This window comes from Streptomyces sp. NPDC002537, assembly GCF_053594975.1.
In genome coordinates, this window is record NZ_JBSFWT010000005.1 from 160,559 (window position 1) to 178,422 (window position 17,864).

Consider the following 17,864-nt stretch of genomic DNA (forward strand, 5'->3'; position numbering starts at 1 on the left):
TCCGCTACTTGGCGAAGGCTTTCTCCGGCCGGGCCTCGTCGGAAATTCCGGCGGCTCAGAGCGACCGGGCCGCCCCGCCGTCGATGCGGATGGACTCGCCGTTGATGTAGGCGGCCGCGTCGGAGACGAGGAACGCGGCGAGTTTGCCGATCTCCTCGACGGTGGCGTAGCGGCCCGCCGGGATGCGGGCGAGGAAGGCGGGGTCCTCGGGCCGGCTGTCGACGTAGCCGGGCATGACGCTGTTCATGCGGATGCCCCGGGCCGCGTAGCGGTCCGCGTAGAGCTTGGTGAAGGAGGTGAGTGCCGCACGCAGGCCGGAGTTGACGGGGATCGCGCCCAGGGGCTCGAAGGCCGTGTACGAGGAGAGGTTGACGAACGCGCCGCCGCCCGCGCGTTCCATGTGCGGGGTGACGAGGCGGGCCATGCGGACGACACTGAGCAGCAGCATGTCGAGGCCGTCGTGCCAGTCCTCGTCGGTGACGTCGAGGAGGTCGGCGTTGCGGGCGTGGCCCGCGCCGTTGACGACCGCGTCGATGCGGCCGTGGTGTCCGAGGGTCTCGCGCACGAGGCGGGCCAGGTCGTCGGGGTCGGTGAGCGAGCCGGTCACGGCCGTGCCGCCGAGCTCGCGGGCGAGGTCGTGCACGCCGTCGTCGATGTCGAGGAGCGCGAGCCGGTGTCCGGCGGCGGCCAGCTCGGTCGCGATGCCACGGCCGATGCCGGAGGCCGCGGCGGTGACGATGGCGACGGGTGCGTCAGATGTATCGGGTATGTCGGATGCAGGGGTCATGGGCGGGGCCTTCCGGAGAGCTTCGATACGAAGGTATGAAATAAACCGTACAATCGAACAGACAGGCCGGTCAAAACGGACGGTACGAGACGCCTCGTACAATCGCCCCATGAGCACCTACCACCCCGACCGCGACCAGTTGCTCGTCGAGGACGTACTGGCGGCACTCGGCAATCCCGTACGGCTGGGCATCGTGCGGGAGCTCGCGGCGTCGGCCGGCGAGCGCACCTGCGGCAGTCTGCCGCTGGAGGTCACCAAGGCCACCGCGACGCATCACTGGCGGGTGCTGCGGGAGTCCGGGATCACTCGCGAGCACAAGGCGGGCCGCGCCAAGGCGATCTCGCTGCGGCGGGACGACCTCGACGCGCGCTTCCCCGGGCTGCTGGAGGCGGTGCTCGCGGCGACCGCCCCCACCCGGCGCGCGTAGGTTCCCGATCCGCCGACGACGGTCCGAACCCCTTCCCTTCACGGCCCGAACCCCTTCTCTTCTTGGTGTGTGCATGCCATCCTCACCCGCGGCGCATGTGTCTCTCCCCCCACGGAAGGACGTCTCATGTCCCGCATACGCATGGCAGCCATCGCCGCCGGAGCCCTGGCCCTCGCCGCCACCGCGCTCCCGCACACCCCGTCGGCCGCCGCCGGCCCCACCCCGCGGCACACGGTCGTCGTCTACCGGGTCCCCGCACACGACCGGCAGGACGCCCAGAAGCTGATCGACGCCGGGTACGACCTGCTGGAACGGCGGCAGGGCGACGACCTGTTCGTCATGGGCGACCCGACGACCGGCGCGGGCCTGCGCCGTCTCGGCTTCGCGCCGACGGCCGTCAGGACGATGCCGAGACCGACCCCCGAGGCGCACGCCTCCGACGCGGGCACCTACTACGGCGGCTACCACACCGTCGACGCCCACTACGCGCACCTCGACCAAGTGGCCGCCCAGCACCCGGACATGGCCACCGTCGTCCCCTACGGCCAGTCCTGGCGCAAGCAGCAGGGCTCCGGAGGCCACGACCTCAAGGCCGTCTGCATCACCAGGAAGCAGCAGGGCGACTGCCGGATGACCCCGAACTCGCCCAAGCCCCGCTTCTTCCTCATGAGCCAGATCCACGCCCGCGAGCTCACCACCGGCGAGGTCTCCTGGCGCTGGATCGACGAGCTGACGAACGACTACGGCAAGGACCCGGACGTCACCAGGCTCATGGACTCCACCGAGATGTGGGTCGTGCCGATCGCCAACCCGGACGGCGTCGACATCGTCGCCCAGGGCGGCGACAACCCCGTGCTGCACCGCAAGAACGCCGACGACGCGCAGGGCGCCTCGTGCGGCTGGAGCGGGCAGATCGGCGTCGACCTCAACCGCAACGCGGGCAGCCACTGGGGCGGCCTCGGCACCTCGACGCAGCCGTGCAGCGAGGTCTACCTCGGGCCCGGCGCGGACTCGGAACCGGAGAACTCCGGGCTGGAGGGCCTCTTCCGGCAGCTGTTCCCCGCGGTGCGCACCGGCACCGGCGACAGCGACCCCGCGCCCGCCGACGCCCGGGGCATGATGATCAGTCTCCACAGCGACGCCAGCATGGTCCTCTTCCCCTGGGCGTCCGACCACCGCGTGCACAGCGGGAACGACACCGCGCTGCGCGCCCTGGCCGGCCGCATGGGCTCGCTCACCGGATACCAGTCCGGGCAGGCCGGGGAGATCCTCTACGACGCCTCCGGCGGCACCGACGACTGGACGTACGACAAGCTCGGGCTGGCCAGCTTCACCATCGAGGTCGGGGACAGCGACGGCCGCGGCTGCGACGGCTTCACCCCGGCGTACTCCTGCCAGGACGGCTACTTCTGGCCCAAGCTGAAGCCCGCCCTGATGTACGCCGCGCAGCACGCCGCCGCACCGTACAAGTCGGCGGAGGACACCGTGAAGAGCGGCCGCTGACCGGCGCCCAAGCGCTCCGCTGGAAGTCCGGCGAGTCATCCGCGGGCGCGTCGTGACTGGTCGCGCAGTTCCCCGCGCCCCTTCGGGACGCTGCCGAACCGTACGGACTTCCCCAAGCCCGCTCAGCGCACCTCCGCGTACTTCCCCAGGGCTATCTCCGCGGAATTGCGGAGCGACTCCGTACCGGGGGCGAAGTATCCGGAGTGGCCGTGGGAGCCGGTGGAGGACACGACGCGGGCACCGAACTCCGCCGACGTGGGGTCCGCGCCGTGGCCGAGGCCGAAGAGCTCCACGTTGGGGACGTTGCCGATCCAGTCCGCGCCGTTGCGGCGGACCGCCCAGACACGGGCCCCGGTGTGCAGGCCGGCGGCGGAGTCGGCGCGCATGCCGGGGCTGCCGAGCACGACGAGGTCGGCGGCCCGGTCGGCGCCGAGGCCGTCGGCGGCCAGGCCGCAGACGACGGAGCCGTAGCTGTGGCAGAACACCGCGGGAGCGTGCGCACCGCCCGGCCCGGCGAGGCTGCTCAGTCCGGCGAGGAGGCGCGCCAGGCGCGGGGCGCCCGCCTCGGCGAGCCTGCCGGTGGCCGCGTCGACGCCGACGCCGACCGGGGTGGTGTAACCCGCCCAGGCGATCACGGCGTTGGGGGTGCCCGGCGCCAGCCGCGTCATCTCGGCGCGCAGCGACCGCGCCATGCCCGCCGGGGTGCCGTACGGGTCCTTCGCGCGGTCGAAGGAGGCGAGGTCGATGTCCGAGCCGGGGACGACCACCGCGGTGCGCCGGGCGGCGGTCCAGTCCCCGTACACCTCGGCGAGCTGGCCGCGGCCGCGCGGGTCGAAGGCGAGGATCTGGCGGCCCGGCCGGAGCAGGTCCGCGCAGCGTTCGGCGCGCTCGCGGGCTTCCTTCCGTTCGCGGTCCGTGTGCCCCCGGTCGGCGGCGCGGGACAGCGCGGCGGCCCGCTCGTCCGCTATCGCCCGCGCGTTGGCCTCGTACCGCAGGGTGACCGGGGCGCCGTCGAGGTTGCCCACGACGAGCGGGTGCCGAGCAGCCAGGTCGTGCCGCCGGGAGTCGTCGAGCGACGCGAAGAACGCGGCGACCTCGCCGGGCGTGGCGGTCGCCGGGTCCGGCAGCTCACGCTGGAGGGAGTGGTCCGCGCGCCACGACGCCGCACCGGGCGGCGGGCCGGTGACCGCGGTCTGCTCGCTGCCGCCCGCCCAGCCCGCCGTGCCCGCGATCACGGTCGTGGCCAGCGCGGCGGCGACCAGCGTGCGCTTGAGACGGCGCATGTTCGTTTCTCCCTCGTCCTGTGGTCCGACCGTCCTGTGGTCCGACGAGGAGAAACGTAGGAAGGGATCTTGTGGCCGGGCGTCACACCGGGGAGCCAACCCGTGGGTGATACCTGGGTAGGGGGTGGATGATCACCGCGGCGGCGGCCGGGCCGGCGCGCGGCGCCGGGTCAGTGCGCGATGCCGTCGATCAGCTCGCGCGCCCCCTGGCGCAGCAGGGCGACGGCCACGGAGGTGCCCAGGGTGGCGGGGTCGAGGGGTCCGGCCCATTCGTGGGCGTTGAGGACCTTCTTGCCGTCCGGGGTGAACACCCGGGCCCGCAGCGACAGGTCGCCGCCGCGCTCCGACTTGGCGTACCCGGCGATGGGGCTGTTGCAGTGCCCCTGGAGTACGTGCAGGAACATCCGCTCCGCGGTGGCCTCGCGGTAGGTGCCGGGGTCGCCGAGGGCGCTGACGGTGTCGATGAGCGCGGTGTCGCCCTCGCGGCACTGGAGGGCGAGGATGCCCGCGCCGATCGGCGGGCACATCACGTCGACGGAGAGGATCTCGGCGATCGCGTCCGTGCGGCCGATGCGTTCCAGGCCGGAGGCGGCGAGGAGCAGCGCGTCGGCCTCGCCCGCGGCGAGCTTCTCCAGCCGCCTGTTGGCGTTGCCGCGGATCGGTACGCAGTCGAGGTGCGGGTGGGAGGCGGCGAGCTGGGCGGTGCGGCGCACGGAGGAGGTGCCGATCCGGGTGCCCGCGGGCAGTTCGTCGAGGGTGCGGCCGCCGGGGTGGACGAGCGCGTCGCGGATGTCGTCGCGCGCGAGGAACGCGGCGAAGGCCGTGCCCGCGGGGAGGGGCCGGTCGGCGGGGATGTCCTTGACGCAGTGCACCGCGAGGTCGGCCTCCCCGGCGAGGAGGGCCGCGTCGACCTCCTTGGTGAACGCCCCCTTCCCCTCGACCTGGGCGAGGTCGCCCATCCACTTGTCGCCGGTCGTTCTGACGGGGACGACGTCGGTGCGGATGCCGGGGTGGAGCACGGCCAGCTCCCCGCGGACGCGCTCCACCTGGGCCAGGGCCATGGGCGAGTCGCGGGAGACGATGCGGATCAGTTCAGGGGCGGACATGCGCCCACGATAGACCGTCGGACACGTGTGCCGACGGCCAGTCCTGACGCCCATCTGGCTGGTGTGGCAAGGAGATTGGCGTTCTCGGGCAGGTGTGCGAGGGACGCGGCGACGCGCGGCCCGCGGCTCTCGGGCCGGGTGGCCTGCTGCAAGAGGCCGGCGGCGGCGTACAGGCCGCCGGGCTCCAGGAGTTGGAGGAGATCGTCGAGGCGGTGGAACGTGCCCGGTCCGCAGTCGGCGTACGCGAGGGGGACGGGCGGCCCGGCGCAGCCGTCGAGCCAGGCGTCGGCGCCCGAGGGGACGAAGGTGACGCGTTCGTCGCCGCCGGGGTGCGCGGCGGCGATCTCCTGCCGGGCCGAGTCGAGTTCCACGGTCTCCGGGCGGGCGTCGGCGTCCATGCCGTGCGGCAGCCTGGCGGCACCGGCGCCGAGGCCGGTGCCCGGTTCCACCGTGTGTCCGCCGGGCTTCGAGGCGGCGGGGGTGGCCGGCGGGGAACCGGTGCGCTCCTCGCGGGACATGGCGAAGCCGAGGGCATCGGCATCGGCATCGGCATCGGCATCGGCATCGGCCAGGATGCCGTCGAGGGCGGCCGGCCGGAACCGGGGCCGGTCATCCACGGCGGCCCTCCAGGTGGGTGGCGACCTCTTCGGCGGCGAAGGTCAGGATCTGGTCGGCGCCCGTCCGCTTGAGCATGGCGTGGTACTCGACGGTCCCCTCGGTGCCGAGGGCCCGCAGGGCCGCCAGTTCGCCGGAGGTGGAGTAGGCGACCAGCGGCACCTCTTGATCGGCGCGCAGCCGGGCCAGTACGTCGACGGCGGTCAGCACCGGCTGGAGGGTCAGGGAGTCGGCGCCCTCGGCGATCCAGCGGCGCGCCTGGACCAGGGTGTCGCGGTCGGCGCGGGCGGGTTCGAGCTGGAGGCCGCGCCGGTGCCCGGCCCGTGGGTCGGTGCCCATCAGTTCCTTGAACGGGCCGTACAGCGCGCTGTGGATGGCCAGATTGGGGTTCACGCCCACGTCCCGCAGCCCGGCCTCGTCGAGCGCGGCCCGCACGGCCCGCACGGAGCCGTCGAGCATCGCCGTGGGCGAGACCACGTCGGCACCCGCCCCGGCATGCTGGACGGCCATCCTCCGCATGAGGTCGAAGGTGCCGTCCAGGTCGATGCCGCCCGCGTCGGTGCGCAGCACGCACTGGCCGTGGTCGGTCCAGGAGCAGCCGCAGACCTCGGTGGTGACGGCCATGCCCGGGTCGGCCCGCTTCGCCGCCTCGATGCCGCGCAGCATGAGGTTGTCCGCGGCCAGCGCCCCTGTGGCGCGGGCGTCCCGGTCGTGTCCGAGGGCGAACAGCTTCAGGCCCCGGATGCCGAGGCGCGCCCATCGGTCGACGGTGGCCGGGACGGCGGACAGCGGGACCGCGCCGGGCAGCGGCTGCTCCCCGGTGCGGTCGTCGGGGAGGACGAGGAGCGGGGCGCTCAGGTCGGCCGGGGCCAGGACGGGCCGTGCGTACAGATCACGTACGGCCGGGCGCGCCCGGGAGGGGTTGACGCCCTCGGGTCCGGGCGTGGCCAACGGTCGTCCGGCAACTGCGTTCATGACCCGAGTAGATACCGACATGATGTCGGAACAACAGGGCGCGTCCGGGCGGGCCCCGTCAGGCGGGGTCCGCGGAGTTCCCGACGTCCTCGGGGCCCTCGGAGTCCTCGAAGTCCTCGAAGTCGAAGCCCGGGGCGACCACGCAGCTCACGAGCACGGGCTCGTCCCCGGCGGGCTCGGCGCCCTGCCAGACGCCCCCGGGGACGAGGAACTGCGGCCGCTCCCCCTCGGCGACCGCGGCCCCCACGATCACCTCGGCGCCGTCCGCCTCGTCCGGGGCCGCGCCCCGGCCGCCCAGGCGCATGCGCAGCGGCCCGCCCGAGTGCCACAGCCAGAGCTCGTCCGAGCGGACGCGGTGCCAGCGGGACGTCTCGCCGGGGTGCAGCAGGTAGTGGATGCCGGTCGCGAAGGCCCTGGGACCGCCGTAGCCGTCGGGGCGTGCCTCGGCCTCGGTGCGCCAGGTCTCGCGGTACCAGCCGCCTTCGGGGTGCGGCCGGAGGTCGAGGAGCGCGACGAGCTCGGAGATGTCAGCCATGACCGGACCCCTTCCCCCCGGCCGTGTTGCGGAACCGCCTGGCAACCTACATCCGGCCGACGCATGGCTGTTACACAACAGCAGGGAAACGGAAGAGGCCGACTCATAGGATCGAACCCTTGATCTGCGGGTGATTTATTCGAATCACCCGCTTTGCTTGAGCATTTGACTATCGCGCGCGCTCGGCGCAGGAGAATCAGGGGGAGACCTGTGCCAGGGGACATATCGCGCCGCCGCGTGCTTCAGGTGGCCGGCGGGGGTCTCGTCGTGGGAGCGGGGGCGGTGGGCGCCTGGCAGTGGTTCGCGCCCGAGACCCAGCGGAACGGCCACGAGGGCGCCCCGGTACGCGCCGCGAAGGCGTCGGCGTCCGAGTCGTTCGTCCATGTCATCGCCCACCCCGACGACTCGCTCTACTTCATGAACCCGGAGCTGGAGCAGTCGATCGTCAGCGGCGCCCCGGCCGTCACCGTGTGCCTCACCGGCGGCGAGTCGGACGGCCGCAACGCGCTCTCGGACGCCCCCGGCTACAAGCGCATGCCGGAGAAGCGGCCCGAGTTCGTCCGCGCCCGGGTCAACGGCTTCCGCGCGGCCACCGCGCAGATGGCCACCGGCAACTCCCTCAGCCCCTGGGACGTGGAGACGGTCCGCCTCCTGCCCGGCTTCGAGGTCGAGCTGCAGACCCTGCGTGCCGCGCCCCACGTCCAGCTGATCTTCGTGGAGCTGATCGAGGCGCGGGCGCTGCGCAACCCGCACAAGGACAGCCTGCGCGGCCTGTGGCTCGGGGCGACGCCGAGGCTGACCACGCTGCAGCCCGCGGGAGGCCCGGTCAAGCGGACCTTCCAGTACGGACGCCAGCAGCTGATCGACACGCTCGTCGCCGTCTTCGAGCGCTACCAGCCGACCGTGGTCCGCACCCTCGACCCGAACCCGCTGCACCTGGCGAAGCAGCCGCAGTACCGCGACGTCCCGCCGGTCCTGGACGGGATCTACAGCCACGACCACCAGGACCACACCACCTCCGCCTTCTTCGCGCAGGCCGCGCTCGCCGAGTACTGGGGCCGCAAGCACTCCCGGCCCACCGCCGTCGAGAGCTACCTCGGCTACGAGGTCGGGACGCTGACCAGCAACCTCGACGCGGCCACCACCGACCGCAAGGTCACCTTCCTCGACATCTACGGCTGGGGCGACGGCAAGGGCTGCGGCGACCCCGCGGGCTGCGGCGACCGCAAGGTCGGCAAGAGCTCCGCGGGCAAGTACCACAGCTGGTCGAGCAACTGCCGCCACCGCGCGCCCGGTACGACGCGCTGGGTGCAGCCGCTGCCCGACGGCCGGCTCGCGGCCTTCGGCATCCTCGACGGCGCCGCGCAGTGCTGGACCGAGCGCGCGGCGGGCAGCGGCATCTGGTCCGCGCCGGCCAATGCGGGCGGCTCCATGCTGGAGGGCCAGATACAGGCGGTGCGGCACGGGGACGGCAAGCTGCAGCTGTTCTCCATACGCACCGTGCTCCCGGCGCAGGGCCAGGCCCACCGGCGCGAGGTCGTCACCGCGCTCCAGACCGGTACGGGCCCCGGCGGCGCCCCGGCCTTCGGCCCCTGGCAGTCCCTCGGCTCCCCCGAGGACGACCCGCGCCGCTCGATGGAGGTCGGCTACCCGGTCGCCGTCGTCGCCAAGGACGACACCGTCCACGTCTTCGTGCGCAACTGGGACGGCGGCATCAGCTTCCGCGGCGGCCCCGGCGGCAAGGACTGGTCGGGCTGGGCCCCGCTGCCGACGGCCGGTGCGCCCGTGAAGATCCAGGACGGCATCGACGCCGCGCTCGACGGCGAGGGCCGGATCCACCTGGTCGCCGCCGACACCAGGACCGTCCACCACTGGGTCTCCCAGGGCTCCGCGGGCGCGCTGCAGCAGGCGGGGCCGACCCGGCTGCCCGCCACCACCGGCCCGCTGACGCTCGCCCCGCTCTCCGGCGGCGGCATGCGCGTGGCCGTGCGCCAGCCCGACACCTCCCGCATCGTCGTCGCCGACCTGCAGGGCGACAGCTGGCGGGTCGCGGCGGAGTGCCCCACGATCAGCGGCTACGGGCGGGTCGCGCTCGCCCAGGCGGGGAACACGACGGTGCTCGCGGCCCGGGACGGCAAGGGGCTCGTCCGGCTGTCGGCCGGTTCCGGCCGGCCCGGCCCGTGGCAGGACGAGGGCATTCCGCACCGTGGCACGGCGGGCGTGACCGAGGACGCCAAGGGGCGTGTCGTCGCCGTCGTCCTCGGGATGGACGGACGGCTCAGCAGTGCCCGCCTCAAGGGGTCGGGCACCGGGAAGTCGGCCTTCACCGACTGGCTGTCGCACGACGGCACGGCCCAGGCGGACCTGCAGTCGTAGGGGCCGTGTGCGCCGGGCGGGCCGTATGCGGCCCGCCCGGCGCACACGGTCAACGGGGTTACGCGCCCTGCCGGTTCACCAGGCGGTCGGCTATCAGGCCGTTGATCGCCTTCTGGTGGGACGCCAGGTAGAAGTGGCCGCCGGGGAAGACGTGGAAGTCGAAGGGGCCCTCGGTGTGGTCGGCCCACGCCTTCGACTCCTCCAGCGTGACCTTGGGGTCCTCGTCGCCGGTCAGCGCGGTCACGGGGCAGCGCAGCGGCTCGCCCGGCTCGTAGGCGTAGGTCTCGGCGGCGTGGTAGTCGGCGCGGATGGCCGGGAGGACCATGCGCAGCACCTCCTCGTCGCCCAGGAGCGCCGAGTTGGTGCCGCTCAGCCCCTTCAGCTCGGCGATGAGACCGTTGTCGTCACGCTGGTGCACGGTCTCGTGACGGTGCCTCGACGGCGCCCGGCGGGCGGAGGCGAAGAGTCCGGCGAGGACGATCCCCTTCTCCCGCTCGAAGCGCCGGGCGACCTCGAAGCCCAGGGTGGCCCCCATGCTGTGGCCGAACAGCGCCAACGGCCGGTCCGCCCACGGGAGCAGAGCGGCGAAGACCCGGTCGGCGAGGTCGGGGATGTTGTCGATGAGCGGTTCCGTCCGGCGGTCCTGGCGGCCGGGGTACTGGACGCAGATGACGTCGACGGAGTCCGGCATCGCCTGCGAGACGGGGAAGAAGAAGCTCGCCGAACCGCCCGCGTGCGGCAGGCAGACCAGTCGGGTGGCGGCGTCCGGGCGCGGGTGGAACCGGCGCACCCACAGGCCGTTGTCCTCGGTGTTGTCGATCACGGGTCGGTTGTTCCTTCCAACGAGAAGTCGGCATACGGAGCAAGAGCGGTGAACAGCCGGATGCGCGGCACGGTCTCGCCCAGCACCCCGCCGCACACCGGCACTTCGCCACCTTATGGGCGATGACATCCTGCTCGATGATGCGCTCGGCATTCCGTTCGACGAGTGCGGCGATCGTCACAAAGGGGTTGACGCCGACGGAGCGGCCGGAGACCGGCCGCTTCCGTCCCGACCCGGCCCGTGGTCAGGGGCGGGCGGTCACTTCTTGACGGCCCACTCGGCCTGCTGCGAGGCGAGGCCGGAGTCCAGGCCGAACTGTACGGTTCGCGCGTCGAACTTCTCCGGTACCTGGAAGACGATCCAGCCGAGGGCCTTCCGACCGACAGGCAGCTTGAGCCCGGCGTCCAGCACAGGGCTCACGCTGGCGTTCGTGAGAACGGTCCCCTTGTAGCTCTGCCCCTTGTCGTCGACGGCCTTCGCGCCGTTCTGCGGGCTGTCCTCGTACTGCACCGTGCCGGTGTCGACCAGCTCGAACTGGGCGGCCACGTACTTCTCACCGGGCTTCGGCCGGCTGAATTGATTCGTCGTGGTGACCTTGTCGCTCCAGTCCTTGAAGGTGACGTCGAGCTGCTCGCCGGGCTTGAGCCCCTTGAGGGTGGCCGCGGTGCCGCGCTGCTTGACCCCGCCCTTGTCCCCGCTGTCCCCCTTGTCGGCGCCCTGGCCGCCCTGGGCGGGCTGCGAGCCCTGTCGGCCAGGCGTCTTGTCGGCCGTGGCCGGCTTCTCCGACCGACCGCCGGTGGCGCTGGTGTCCTCGTTGCACGCGGTGGCCGTGGCGGCGATCGCTATGACGGCCGCGACGGCGGCGAGTTGACGGCGCATGATGGAAATCCCCCTGGTGAGTGCTGGTGACCGGGCCATTCTTGCGGCGCTTTTCGGCCAAGATCACCAATTCGGGGGCCTGTGGGAATCCTGTGACATGTCCGCGATGATTCCGTGGCGAGGCGGCGAGGCCGCGGCGGCCGCGCTCAGCGGATCGGCACCCCCGACACCGCCCGCGCGATGACGAGCCGCTGGATCTCGCTCGTCCCCTCGAAGATGGTGTAGATGGCCGCGTCCCGGTGCATGCGCTCCACGGGGTACTCGCGGGTGTAGCCGTTGCCCCCGAGGATCTGCATCGCCTGCGCCGTCACGGTCTTGGCCGTCTCGCCCGCGAAGAGCTTCGACATCGAGCCCTCGGCGGCCGTGAACGGCTTGCCCGCGGTGGCCATCCAGGAGGCGCGCCAGACCAGGAGCCTGGCCGCGTCCACGCGGGTGCGCATGTCGGCGAGTTGGAAGGCGACGCCCTGGTTGTCGATGATGGGGCGGCCGAACTGGACCCGCGTCTTGGCGTAGTCGAGGGCCACCTCGTACGCGGCGCGTGCGATGCCGACCGCCTGGGCGCCGACCGCCGGGCGGGTGGCCTCGAAGGTGGCCATCGCGGCGTTCTGCGCCGCCGGGCCGCGCTGCCCGGCGGCACGTTCCCGCGCGCGGGCCAGCCGCTCGTCCAGCTTCTCCTTGCCGCCGAGCAGGCAGCGCCCCGGGACCCGGACGCCGTCGAGGACGACCTCGGCGGTGTGCGAGGCACGGATGCCGTGCTTCTTGAACTTCTGCCCCTGGGAGAGCCCGGGGGTGCCCGGCGGGACGATGAAGGAGGCGTGGCCGCGCGAGCCCAGCTCCGGGTCGACCACGGCGACGACGACATGGACGTTGGCGATGCCGCCGTTGGTCGCCCAGGTCTTGGTGCCGTCGATCACCCACTCGTCCTTGGCCTCGTCGTAGACGGCGCGGGTGCGCATGGCCGACACGTCGGAGCCCGCGTCGGGTTCGGAGGAGCAGAAGGCGGCCACCTTCACGTCGGCCGCGTCCCCGTACATCTGCGGCACCCAGGTGCCGATCTGCTCGTCGGTGCCGTTGGTGAGCACGCCGATCGCGGCGAGGCCGGTGCCCGCGATGGCGAGCCCGAGGCCCGCGTCGCCCCAGAACAGCTCCTCCAGGGTGAGGGGCACGCCCAGGCCGGTGGGGTCGAAGAACTGCTGGGCGTAGAAGTCGAGCGAGTAGAGCCCGATCTTGGCCGCCTCCTGGACGACCGGCCAGGGGAACTCCTCGCGCTCGTCCCACTCCGCCGCCGCCGGACGCATCACGTCCGCGGCGAAGCCGTGGATCCAGTCCCGGATGCCCCGCTGGTCCTCGTTGAGCTCCATCATGAACTCCGCCATGACCCCTCCAACTCCCCATTACTCGCGGTAACGTGAGTATGTTACCCACCGGTAGCGGAGTCAACTGCCCAACCTCCCGGATTCGCTGAGTGGGCTTGGTGTTACGTTGCGCAGGCGTTACCGGAAACACAGGGGCGGGGAGGCGGGTCCGTATGGAAACCAGTCAGCGGGACGATCAGCAGCGGGCGGCGGAACGACGGCGCAAGGAACTGCTGGAGGCCGCGGACCGGGTCGTGCTGAGGGACGGGCCGGGGGCGTCCATGAACGCCATCGCGGCGGAGGCGGGCATCACCAAGCCCATCCTCTACCGGCACTTCGGCGACAAGGGCGGCCTCTACCGCGCCCTGGCGGCACGGCACACCGAGGCGCTGCTCGCCGGGCTGCGCGCGGCGCTCGACGCCCCGGCCGCCCGGCGCGACCGCGTCGAGTCGACGCTGGACACCTACCTCGCGGCCATAGAGGCACGGCCGCAGGTCTACCGCTTCCTGATGCACCCCGCCGACGAGGGTCCCTCCGACCAGAGCGAGCAGGGCTTCGACGTCGGCAGGCACTCCGCGCCGCTGCTGCGCAGGCTCGGCGAGGAACTGGCGCAGGTGATAGCCGAACGCGTCGACCTCGGGCCGGACAGCGACGAGTTGGCACGCGCCTGGGGGCACGGCATCGTCGGCATGATGCACGCGGCGGGCGACTGGTGGCTGCGCGAGCGCCCGTTCCCGCGGGCGCACCTGGTGCGGCATCTCGCCGATCTGCTCTGGGGCCGCCTGGCGGAAGCGGGCGACCTGGAGGGCGGTCCGGGGTTCTGAACCCCTTTCCGCCGGATTTCCGCCGGATGTGACCGGACGGACGTGACCGGGGGCCGCGGCCCCCGGTCACCTCACAGCGAGGCGCGCTCCCGGGGCGGTGTCCGGTGGGCCTTGCGCAGCGCCAGCCGGCGGCGGAGCCCCGTCAGCCGGTCGAGGTAGAGCCCTCCGTCGAGGTGATCGCACTCGTGCTGGAGGCACCGCGCGAAGAATCCGGTCCCGCTCACCCGCACCGGGGCGCCGTCCAGGGTGAAGCCCTCCACCACGGCGCGGTCGAACCGTTCGGTGCCCGCCTCGACGCCGGGCACCGAGAGACAGCCCTCCGGGCCGCGGACGGTGACACCGTCGGCGGCCACCAGCCGGGGGTTGACGACATGTCCGAGGTGACGGCGGTCCTCGTCGTCCGGGCAGTCGTAGACGAAGACCCGCAGCGGGACGCCGACCTGGTTGGCGGCGAGGCCCACGCCCCCCGCCGCGTACATCGTCGCGAACATGTCCTCGACAAGTTTCGCGAGGTTCGCGTCGAACTCCTTGACATCCTCGCAGGGGGCGGAAAGGCTCCGGTCCCCGAACAGCCGGAGGGGCCTCACGTGTCCTGTACTGCCGGGGATCGTGCCTGTTCGCATGGGGTCAAGCCTACGTTCCGGGGGCTCTGGGTTCGGGCCCGCGCCGGTATCTCGATAGGCTGAGCCCCGACCGAAGCCTCCTGGCTGGCGATTCGGCGCGGAGGGGGCGTTCCACCGGCGGACCAGGGACAGGCGCGGCGCCGATGCAAGGAGGATCTAGGACGATGGCAGGCAACACGGGGCCGCTGTCGCCGCGGGCCAAGCTGGCCGTGACGGCGGGCAAGGCTGCTGCGGCGGTGTCGCGAGCCGCGGGCCGCGGCAGCGGATCGGTGATCGGAGGCAAGGTCGCGCTCAAGCTCGACCCCGATCTGCTGGCCCGGCTGGCGACCCACCTGGACGTGGTCCTGGTGTCCGCCACCAATGGCAAGACCACCACGACCCGGCTGATCGCCGAGGCACTGCGGGCCAGCGGCCCGGTGGTGTCGAACGCGCTGGGCGCGAACATGCCCGCCGGCATCACCTCCGCCCTCGCGGGCGGCTCGGACGCGCGCTACGGCGTGATCGAGGTGGACGAGAAGTATCTCGCCGGGGTCGCACGGGACGTCTCGCCCAAGGCCATAGCGCTGCTGAACCTCTCGCGCGACCAGCTCGACCGGGCCGCGGAGACGCGCATGCTCGCCGAGAAGTGGCGCGAGGGCCTGGCCGGCACCAAGGCCGTGGTGATCGCCAACGCCGACGACCCGCTGATCGTGTGGGCCGCCTCCTCCTCGCCGAACGTCGTGTGGGTGGCGGCGGGCCAGGAGTGGAAGGACGACGCCTGGTCGTGCCCGTCGTGCGGCGGTGTGATGCAGCGCCCCGGCGACGACTGGTTCTGCGGTGACTGCGGCTTCCGCAGGCCGACCCCGAGCTGGGCGCTGTCGGGCGACTACGTGCTCGACCCGCACGGTTCGGCGTGGCCGATCCACCTCCAGCTGCCGGGCCGGGCCAACAAGGCGAACGCCACCACGTCCGCCGCCGTCGCGGCCACCTTCGGGGTGCCACCGCAGGTGGCGCTGGAGCGGATGTACCAGGTGCAGGCGGTGGCGGGCCGGTTCGACGTGGTGTCGTTCCTCGGCCGCGAGGTCCGGCTGCTGCTGGCGAAGAACCCGGCCGGCTGGCTGGAGACCTTCTCCCTGATCGACGGGCCGCCGGCCCCGGTGATCCTGAGCGTCAACGCGCGCGGCGCGGACGGCACCGACACGTCCTGGCTGTGGGACGTCGACTACACCCGCCTCGCCGGGCACCCGATCTTCGTGATCGGCGACCGCAAGCTCGACCTCGCGGTGCGACTGGAGGTCGCGGGCCTGGACTTCCGGGTCTGCGAGACCGTGGACGAGGCGGTGCAGTCCGCCCCGCCCGGCAAGATCGAGCTGATCGCGAACTACACGGCGTTCCAGGACGTCCGCCGTCGCGTCGGCAACTGACCCCGCGAGCACTTGACAGGATTGTGAGCATGAGCCAGAACAGTCTGCGTGTGGTGTGGGTCTACCCCGACCTGCTCAGCACCTACGGCGACCAGGGCAACGTCCTGGTCCTGGAGCGCCGCGCCCGCCAGCGCCGGCTGGACGTCCAGCGCGTCGACATCCGCTCCGACCAGCAGATCCCGACCTCCGGGGACATCTATCTGATCGGCGGCGGCGAGGACCGTCCGCAGCGGCTGGCCGCGGAGCGGCTGCGCCGCGACGGCGGTCTCAACCGGGCCGTCGCCAACGGCGCGATCGTCTTCTCGGTCTGCGCCGGGTACCAGATCCTGGGCCACGAGTTCGTCAACGACCTCGGGCAGCGCGAGCAGGGCCTGGGGCTGCTGGACGTCATCAGCACCCGCGGCGAGGGCGAGCGCTGCGTCGGTGACGTGCTGGCCGACATCGACGACCGGCTGGGCCTGCCGCCCCTGACCGGCTTCGAGAACCACCAGGGCATCACCCACATCGGCCGCAACGCGCGCCCCTTCGCGCGGACGCGGATCGGCAAGGGCAACGGCACGGGCGACGGCACCGAGGGCGCGTACAACGACACCGTCTTCGGCACGTACATGCACGGCCCGGTGATGGCCCGCAACCCGCACATCGCGGACCTGCTGATCAAGCTGGCGCTGGACGTCAATGCCCTGCCGCCGGTCGACGACCGCTGGTACGAGGCGCTGCGCAACGAGCGGATCGCGGCGGCCAGCCAGCCCGCGTGAGCGGGCGGCACGGGCGCGTCCCGCCCGCATGACGGACGGTTGTGTCCCCCGCCACCTCCCGCTTGTAGGGTGGCGGGGATCCAGCCGGACGACGGGGTCCGGTCTCCGGCCCTGCTGTGAAGGTTCCCTGTCATGCGCATTGGTGTGCTCACCTCCGGTGGCGACTGCCCCGGTCTGAACGCCGTCATCAGGTCCGTCGTGCACCGCGCCGTGGTCGACCACGGCGATGACGTCATCGGCTTCCACGACGGCTGGCGGGGACTGCTGGAGGCCGACTACCGCAAGCTCGACCTGGACGCCGTCGGCGGCATCCTCGCCACCGGCGGCACGGTCCTGGGCTCGTCGCGGGTGCGGCCCGCACAGCTGCGGGACGGGGTCGAGCGGGCCAGGGGCCATGTCGCGGACCTCGGTCTCGACGTCGTCATCCCGATCGGCGGCGAGGGCACGCTCAAGGCCGCGCGGCTGCTGTCGGACGCCGGGCTGCCCATCGTGGGCGTGCCCAAGACCATCGACAACGACATCGCGTCGACCGATGTGACCTTCGGCTTCGACACGGCCGTGGGGGTGGCCACCGACGCCCTGGACCGGCTGAAGACCACCGCCGAGTCCCACCAGCGGGTGCTCATCGTCGAGGTGATGGGCCGCCACACGGGCTGGATCGCCCTGCACTCGGGCATGGCCGCGGGCGCGCACGCCATCGTCGTGCCGGAGCGGCCCTTCGACATCGACGAGCTGACCGAGGTCGTCGGCCGTCGCTTCACCGCGGGCAAGCGCTTCGCGATCGTCGTGGTCGCCGAGGGCGCCAAGCCGCGCGAGGGCTCGATGGCCTTCGAGACCGGCGCCACGGACGTCTACGGCCACGAGCGCTTCGCCGGTGTGGCGCGGCAGCTCTCCGGCGAACTGGAGCGGCGCCTGGGCAAGGAGGCCCGCCCGGTGATACTCGGGCACGTGCAGCGCGGCGGTACGCCGACAGCGTACGACCGGGTGCTCGCGACCCGGTTCGGCTGGCACGCGGTGGAGGCGGCCCACCGGGGCGCCTTCGGGATGATGACGGCGCTGCGCGGCACGGACATCACGCTGGTTCCGCTGGCGGAGGCCGTCGAGCGGTTGAAGACGGTGCCGCACGAGCGGTACGCCGAGGTGGAGTGCGTGCTCTAGCGGGTCCCACGGCATCCGCGTGGAGGCGCCCCCGGCCGGAGCTCCGGCCGGGGGCGCCTCTAGTCTGGTCCAGGCGCATTGGTGCGAAATGGGAGAGAGCGGATGGATCACAGCGGGCACGGCATGATGATGGACATGCCGCCGTTCACGCTGGGACGGGGGTTGCAGTACAGCAGCGAACCCTTCTTCTTGATCGGCTGCCTGCTGGCGCTCGGCCTGTACGGCTGGGGCGTGGTGCGGCTGCTCCGGCGGGGCGACTCCTGGCCGGTGGGCCGGATCGTGGCCTTCGTCCTCGGTGTGCTGACGGTGGCACTGGTGATGTGCACCAAGCTGAACGAGTACGGCATGGTCATGTTCAGCGTGCACATGGTGCAGCACATGGTGATCAGCATGCTCTCGCCGATCCTGCTGCTGCTCGGCGCGCCGGTGACGCT

Annotated in this window: 18 protein-coding genes; 8 read left to right on the top strand and 10 right to left on the bottom strand. The window is 72.5% G+C overall.

Features of this window, described 5'->3' with window-relative positions; genetic code table 11:
* Positions 1 to 55 precede the first annotated feature (55 nt).
* Entirely contained in the window at positions 56 to 787 is a 732-nt protein-coding gene (locus ACWD4A_RS04230) for an SDR family oxidoreductase (protein WP_451189295.1), read from the bottom strand.
* Between the two features lie 109 nt (positions 788 to 896).
* Here ACWD4A_RS04230 and ACWD4A_RS04235 point away from each other — a divergent pair, with 109 nt between their 5' ends.
* Both ACWD4A_RS04235 and ACWD4A_RS04240 read left to right on the top strand, forming a co-directional pair.
* Positions 897 to 1,214, top strand: a complete 318-nt coding sequence (locus tag ACWD4A_RS04235; RefSeq protein WP_451189297.1) for an ArsR/SmtB family transcription factor — start codon at positions 897 to 899, stop codon at positions 1,212 to 1,214.
* Between the two features lie 126 nt (positions 1,215 to 1,340).
* Positions 1,341 to 2,717, top strand: a complete 1,377-nt coding sequence (locus tag ACWD4A_RS04240; protein WP_451189299.1) for a M14 family zinc carboxypeptidase — start codon at positions 1,341 to 1,343, stop codon at positions 2,715 to 2,717.
* A 122-nt stretch (positions 2,718 to 2,839) separates the two neighbouring features.
* Here ACWD4A_RS04240 and ACWD4A_RS04245 read toward each other — a convergent pair whose 3' ends face one another.
* The 5 genes from ACWD4A_RS04245 to ACWD4A_RS04265 all read right to left on the bottom strand — a co-directional run bounded on the left by ACWD4A_RS04245 (position 2,840) and on the right by ACWD4A_RS04265 (position 7,231).
* The gene (locus tag ACWD4A_RS04245; RefSeq protein WP_451189303.1) at positions 2,840 to 4,000 is read right to left on the bottom strand and encodes an alpha/beta hydrolase; all 1,161 of its coding nucleotides are present in this window, start codon (positions 3,998 to 4,000) and stop codon (positions 2,840 to 2,842) included.
* Between the two features lie 170 nt (positions 4,001 to 4,170).
* On the bottom strand, positions 4,171 to 5,106 hold the full coding sequence (gene hemC, locus ACWD4A_RS04250) for a hydroxymethylbilane synthase (RefSeq protein ID WP_451189306.1): 936 nt from the start codon (positions 5,104 to 5,106) through the stop codon (positions 4,171 to 4,173).
* Positions 5,088 to 5,723, bottom strand: a complete 636-nt coding sequence (locus tag ACWD4A_RS04255) for a hypothetical protein (protein WP_451189309.1) — start codon at positions 5,721 to 5,723, stop codon at positions 5,088 to 5,090. The genes hemC and ACWD4A_RS04255 overlap by 19 nt, the downstream gene beginning before the upstream one ends.
* Positions 5,716 to 6,696, bottom strand: coding sequence for a hypothetical protein (locus ACWD4A_RS04260; RefSeq protein ID WP_451189312.1), 981 nt, complete (start codon positions 6,694 to 6,696; stop codon positions 5,716 to 5,718). Before ACWD4A_RS04260 ends, ACWD4A_RS04255 begins: the two co-directional genes overlap by 8 nt.
* A 58-nt stretch (positions 6,697 to 6,754) precedes the next feature.
* Positions 6,755 to 7,231: a cupin domain-containing protein gene (locus ACWD4A_RS04265; protein ID WP_451189314.1), complete on the bottom strand. Its 477-nt coding sequence runs from the start codon at positions 7,229 to 7,231 to the stop codon at positions 6,755 to 6,757.
* A 237-nt stretch (positions 7,232 to 7,468) separates the two neighbouring features.
* Between ACWD4A_RS04265 and ACWD4A_RS04270 the strand changes: the two genes are divergently transcribed.
* A complete protein-coding gene (locus tag ACWD4A_RS04270; RefSeq protein WP_451189317.1) occupies positions 7,469 to 9,607 on the top strand; it encodes a PIG-L family deacetylase in 2,139 nt (712 codons plus the stop codon).
* 58 nt (positions 9,608 to 9,665) lie between these two features.
* Here ACWD4A_RS04270 and ACWD4A_RS04275 read toward each other — a convergent pair whose 3' ends face one another.
* The 3 genes from ACWD4A_RS04275 to ACWD4A_RS04285 form a co-directional block, all read right to left on the bottom strand.
* Positions 9,666 to 10,430, bottom strand: a complete 765-nt coding sequence (locus ACWD4A_RS04275) for a thioesterase II family protein (RefSeq protein ID WP_451189320.1) — start codon at positions 10,428 to 10,430, stop codon at positions 9,666 to 9,668.
* Between the two features lie 258 nt (positions 10,431 to 10,688).
* Positions 10,689 to 11,309, bottom strand: coding sequence for a DUF4352 domain-containing protein (locus tag ACWD4A_RS04280; RefSeq protein ID WP_451189322.1), 621 nt, complete (start codon positions 11,307 to 11,309; stop codon positions 10,689 to 10,691).
* A 146-nt stretch (positions 11,310 to 11,455) separates the two neighbouring features.
* Complete coding sequence (locus ACWD4A_RS04285; protein WP_451189324.1) at positions 11,456 to 12,685, bottom strand: acyl-CoA dehydrogenase family protein; 1,230 nt, start codon at positions 12,683 to 12,685, stop codon at positions 11,456 to 11,458.
* A 152-nt stretch (positions 12,686 to 12,837) separates the two neighbouring features.
* Here ACWD4A_RS04285 and ACWD4A_RS04290 point away from each other — a divergent pair, with 152 nt between their 5' ends.
* Positions 12,838 to 13,488 (top strand): TetR family transcriptional regulator, encoded by a 651-nt coding sequence (locus tag ACWD4A_RS04290; protein ID WP_451189327.1) that lies wholly within the window; start codon positions 12,838 to 12,840, stop codon positions 13,486 to 13,488.
* Between the two features lie 71 nt (positions 13,489 to 13,559).
* Here the strand turns inward: ACWD4A_RS04290 and def are convergent, their stop codons facing one another.
* Positions 13,560 to 14,111 carry a peptide deformylase gene (gene def / locus ACWD4A_RS04295; protein ID WP_451189329.1) on the bottom strand — a complete coding sequence of 184 codons (552 nt, stop codon included), beginning with the start codon at positions 14,109 to 14,111 and terminating at the stop codon, positions 13,560 to 13,562.
* A 164-nt stretch (positions 14,112 to 14,275) separates the two neighbouring features.
* Here def and ACWD4A_RS04300 point away from each other — a divergent pair, with 164 nt between their 5' ends.
* The 4 genes from ACWD4A_RS04300 to ACWD4A_RS04315 all read left to right on the top strand — a co-directional run.
* Positions 14,276 to 15,514 (top strand): MurT ligase domain-containing protein, encoded by a 1,239-nt coding sequence (locus ACWD4A_RS04300; RefSeq protein WP_451189332.1) that lies wholly within the window; start codon positions 14,276 to 14,278, stop codon positions 15,512 to 15,514.
* A 29-nt stretch (positions 15,515 to 15,543) separates the two neighbouring features.
* Positions 15,544 to 16,272 (top strand): type 1 glutamine amidotransferase, encoded by a 729-nt coding sequence (locus tag ACWD4A_RS04305; protein WP_451189335.1) that lies wholly within the window; start codon positions 15,544 to 15,546, stop codon positions 16,270 to 16,272.
* Positions 16,273 to 16,404: 132 nt separating this feature from the next.
* Positions 16,405 to 17,430, top strand: coding sequence for a 6-phosphofructokinase (locus ACWD4A_RS04310; RefSeq protein WP_451189340.1), 1,026 nt, complete (start codon positions 16,405 to 16,407; stop codon positions 17,428 to 17,430).
* A 102-nt stretch (positions 17,431 to 17,532) separates the two neighbouring features.
* A partial coding sequence (locus tag ACWD4A_RS04315; protein ID WP_451189343.1) for a cytochrome c oxidase assembly protein occupies positions 17,533 to 17,864 on the top strand: 332 nt, incomplete at its 3' end.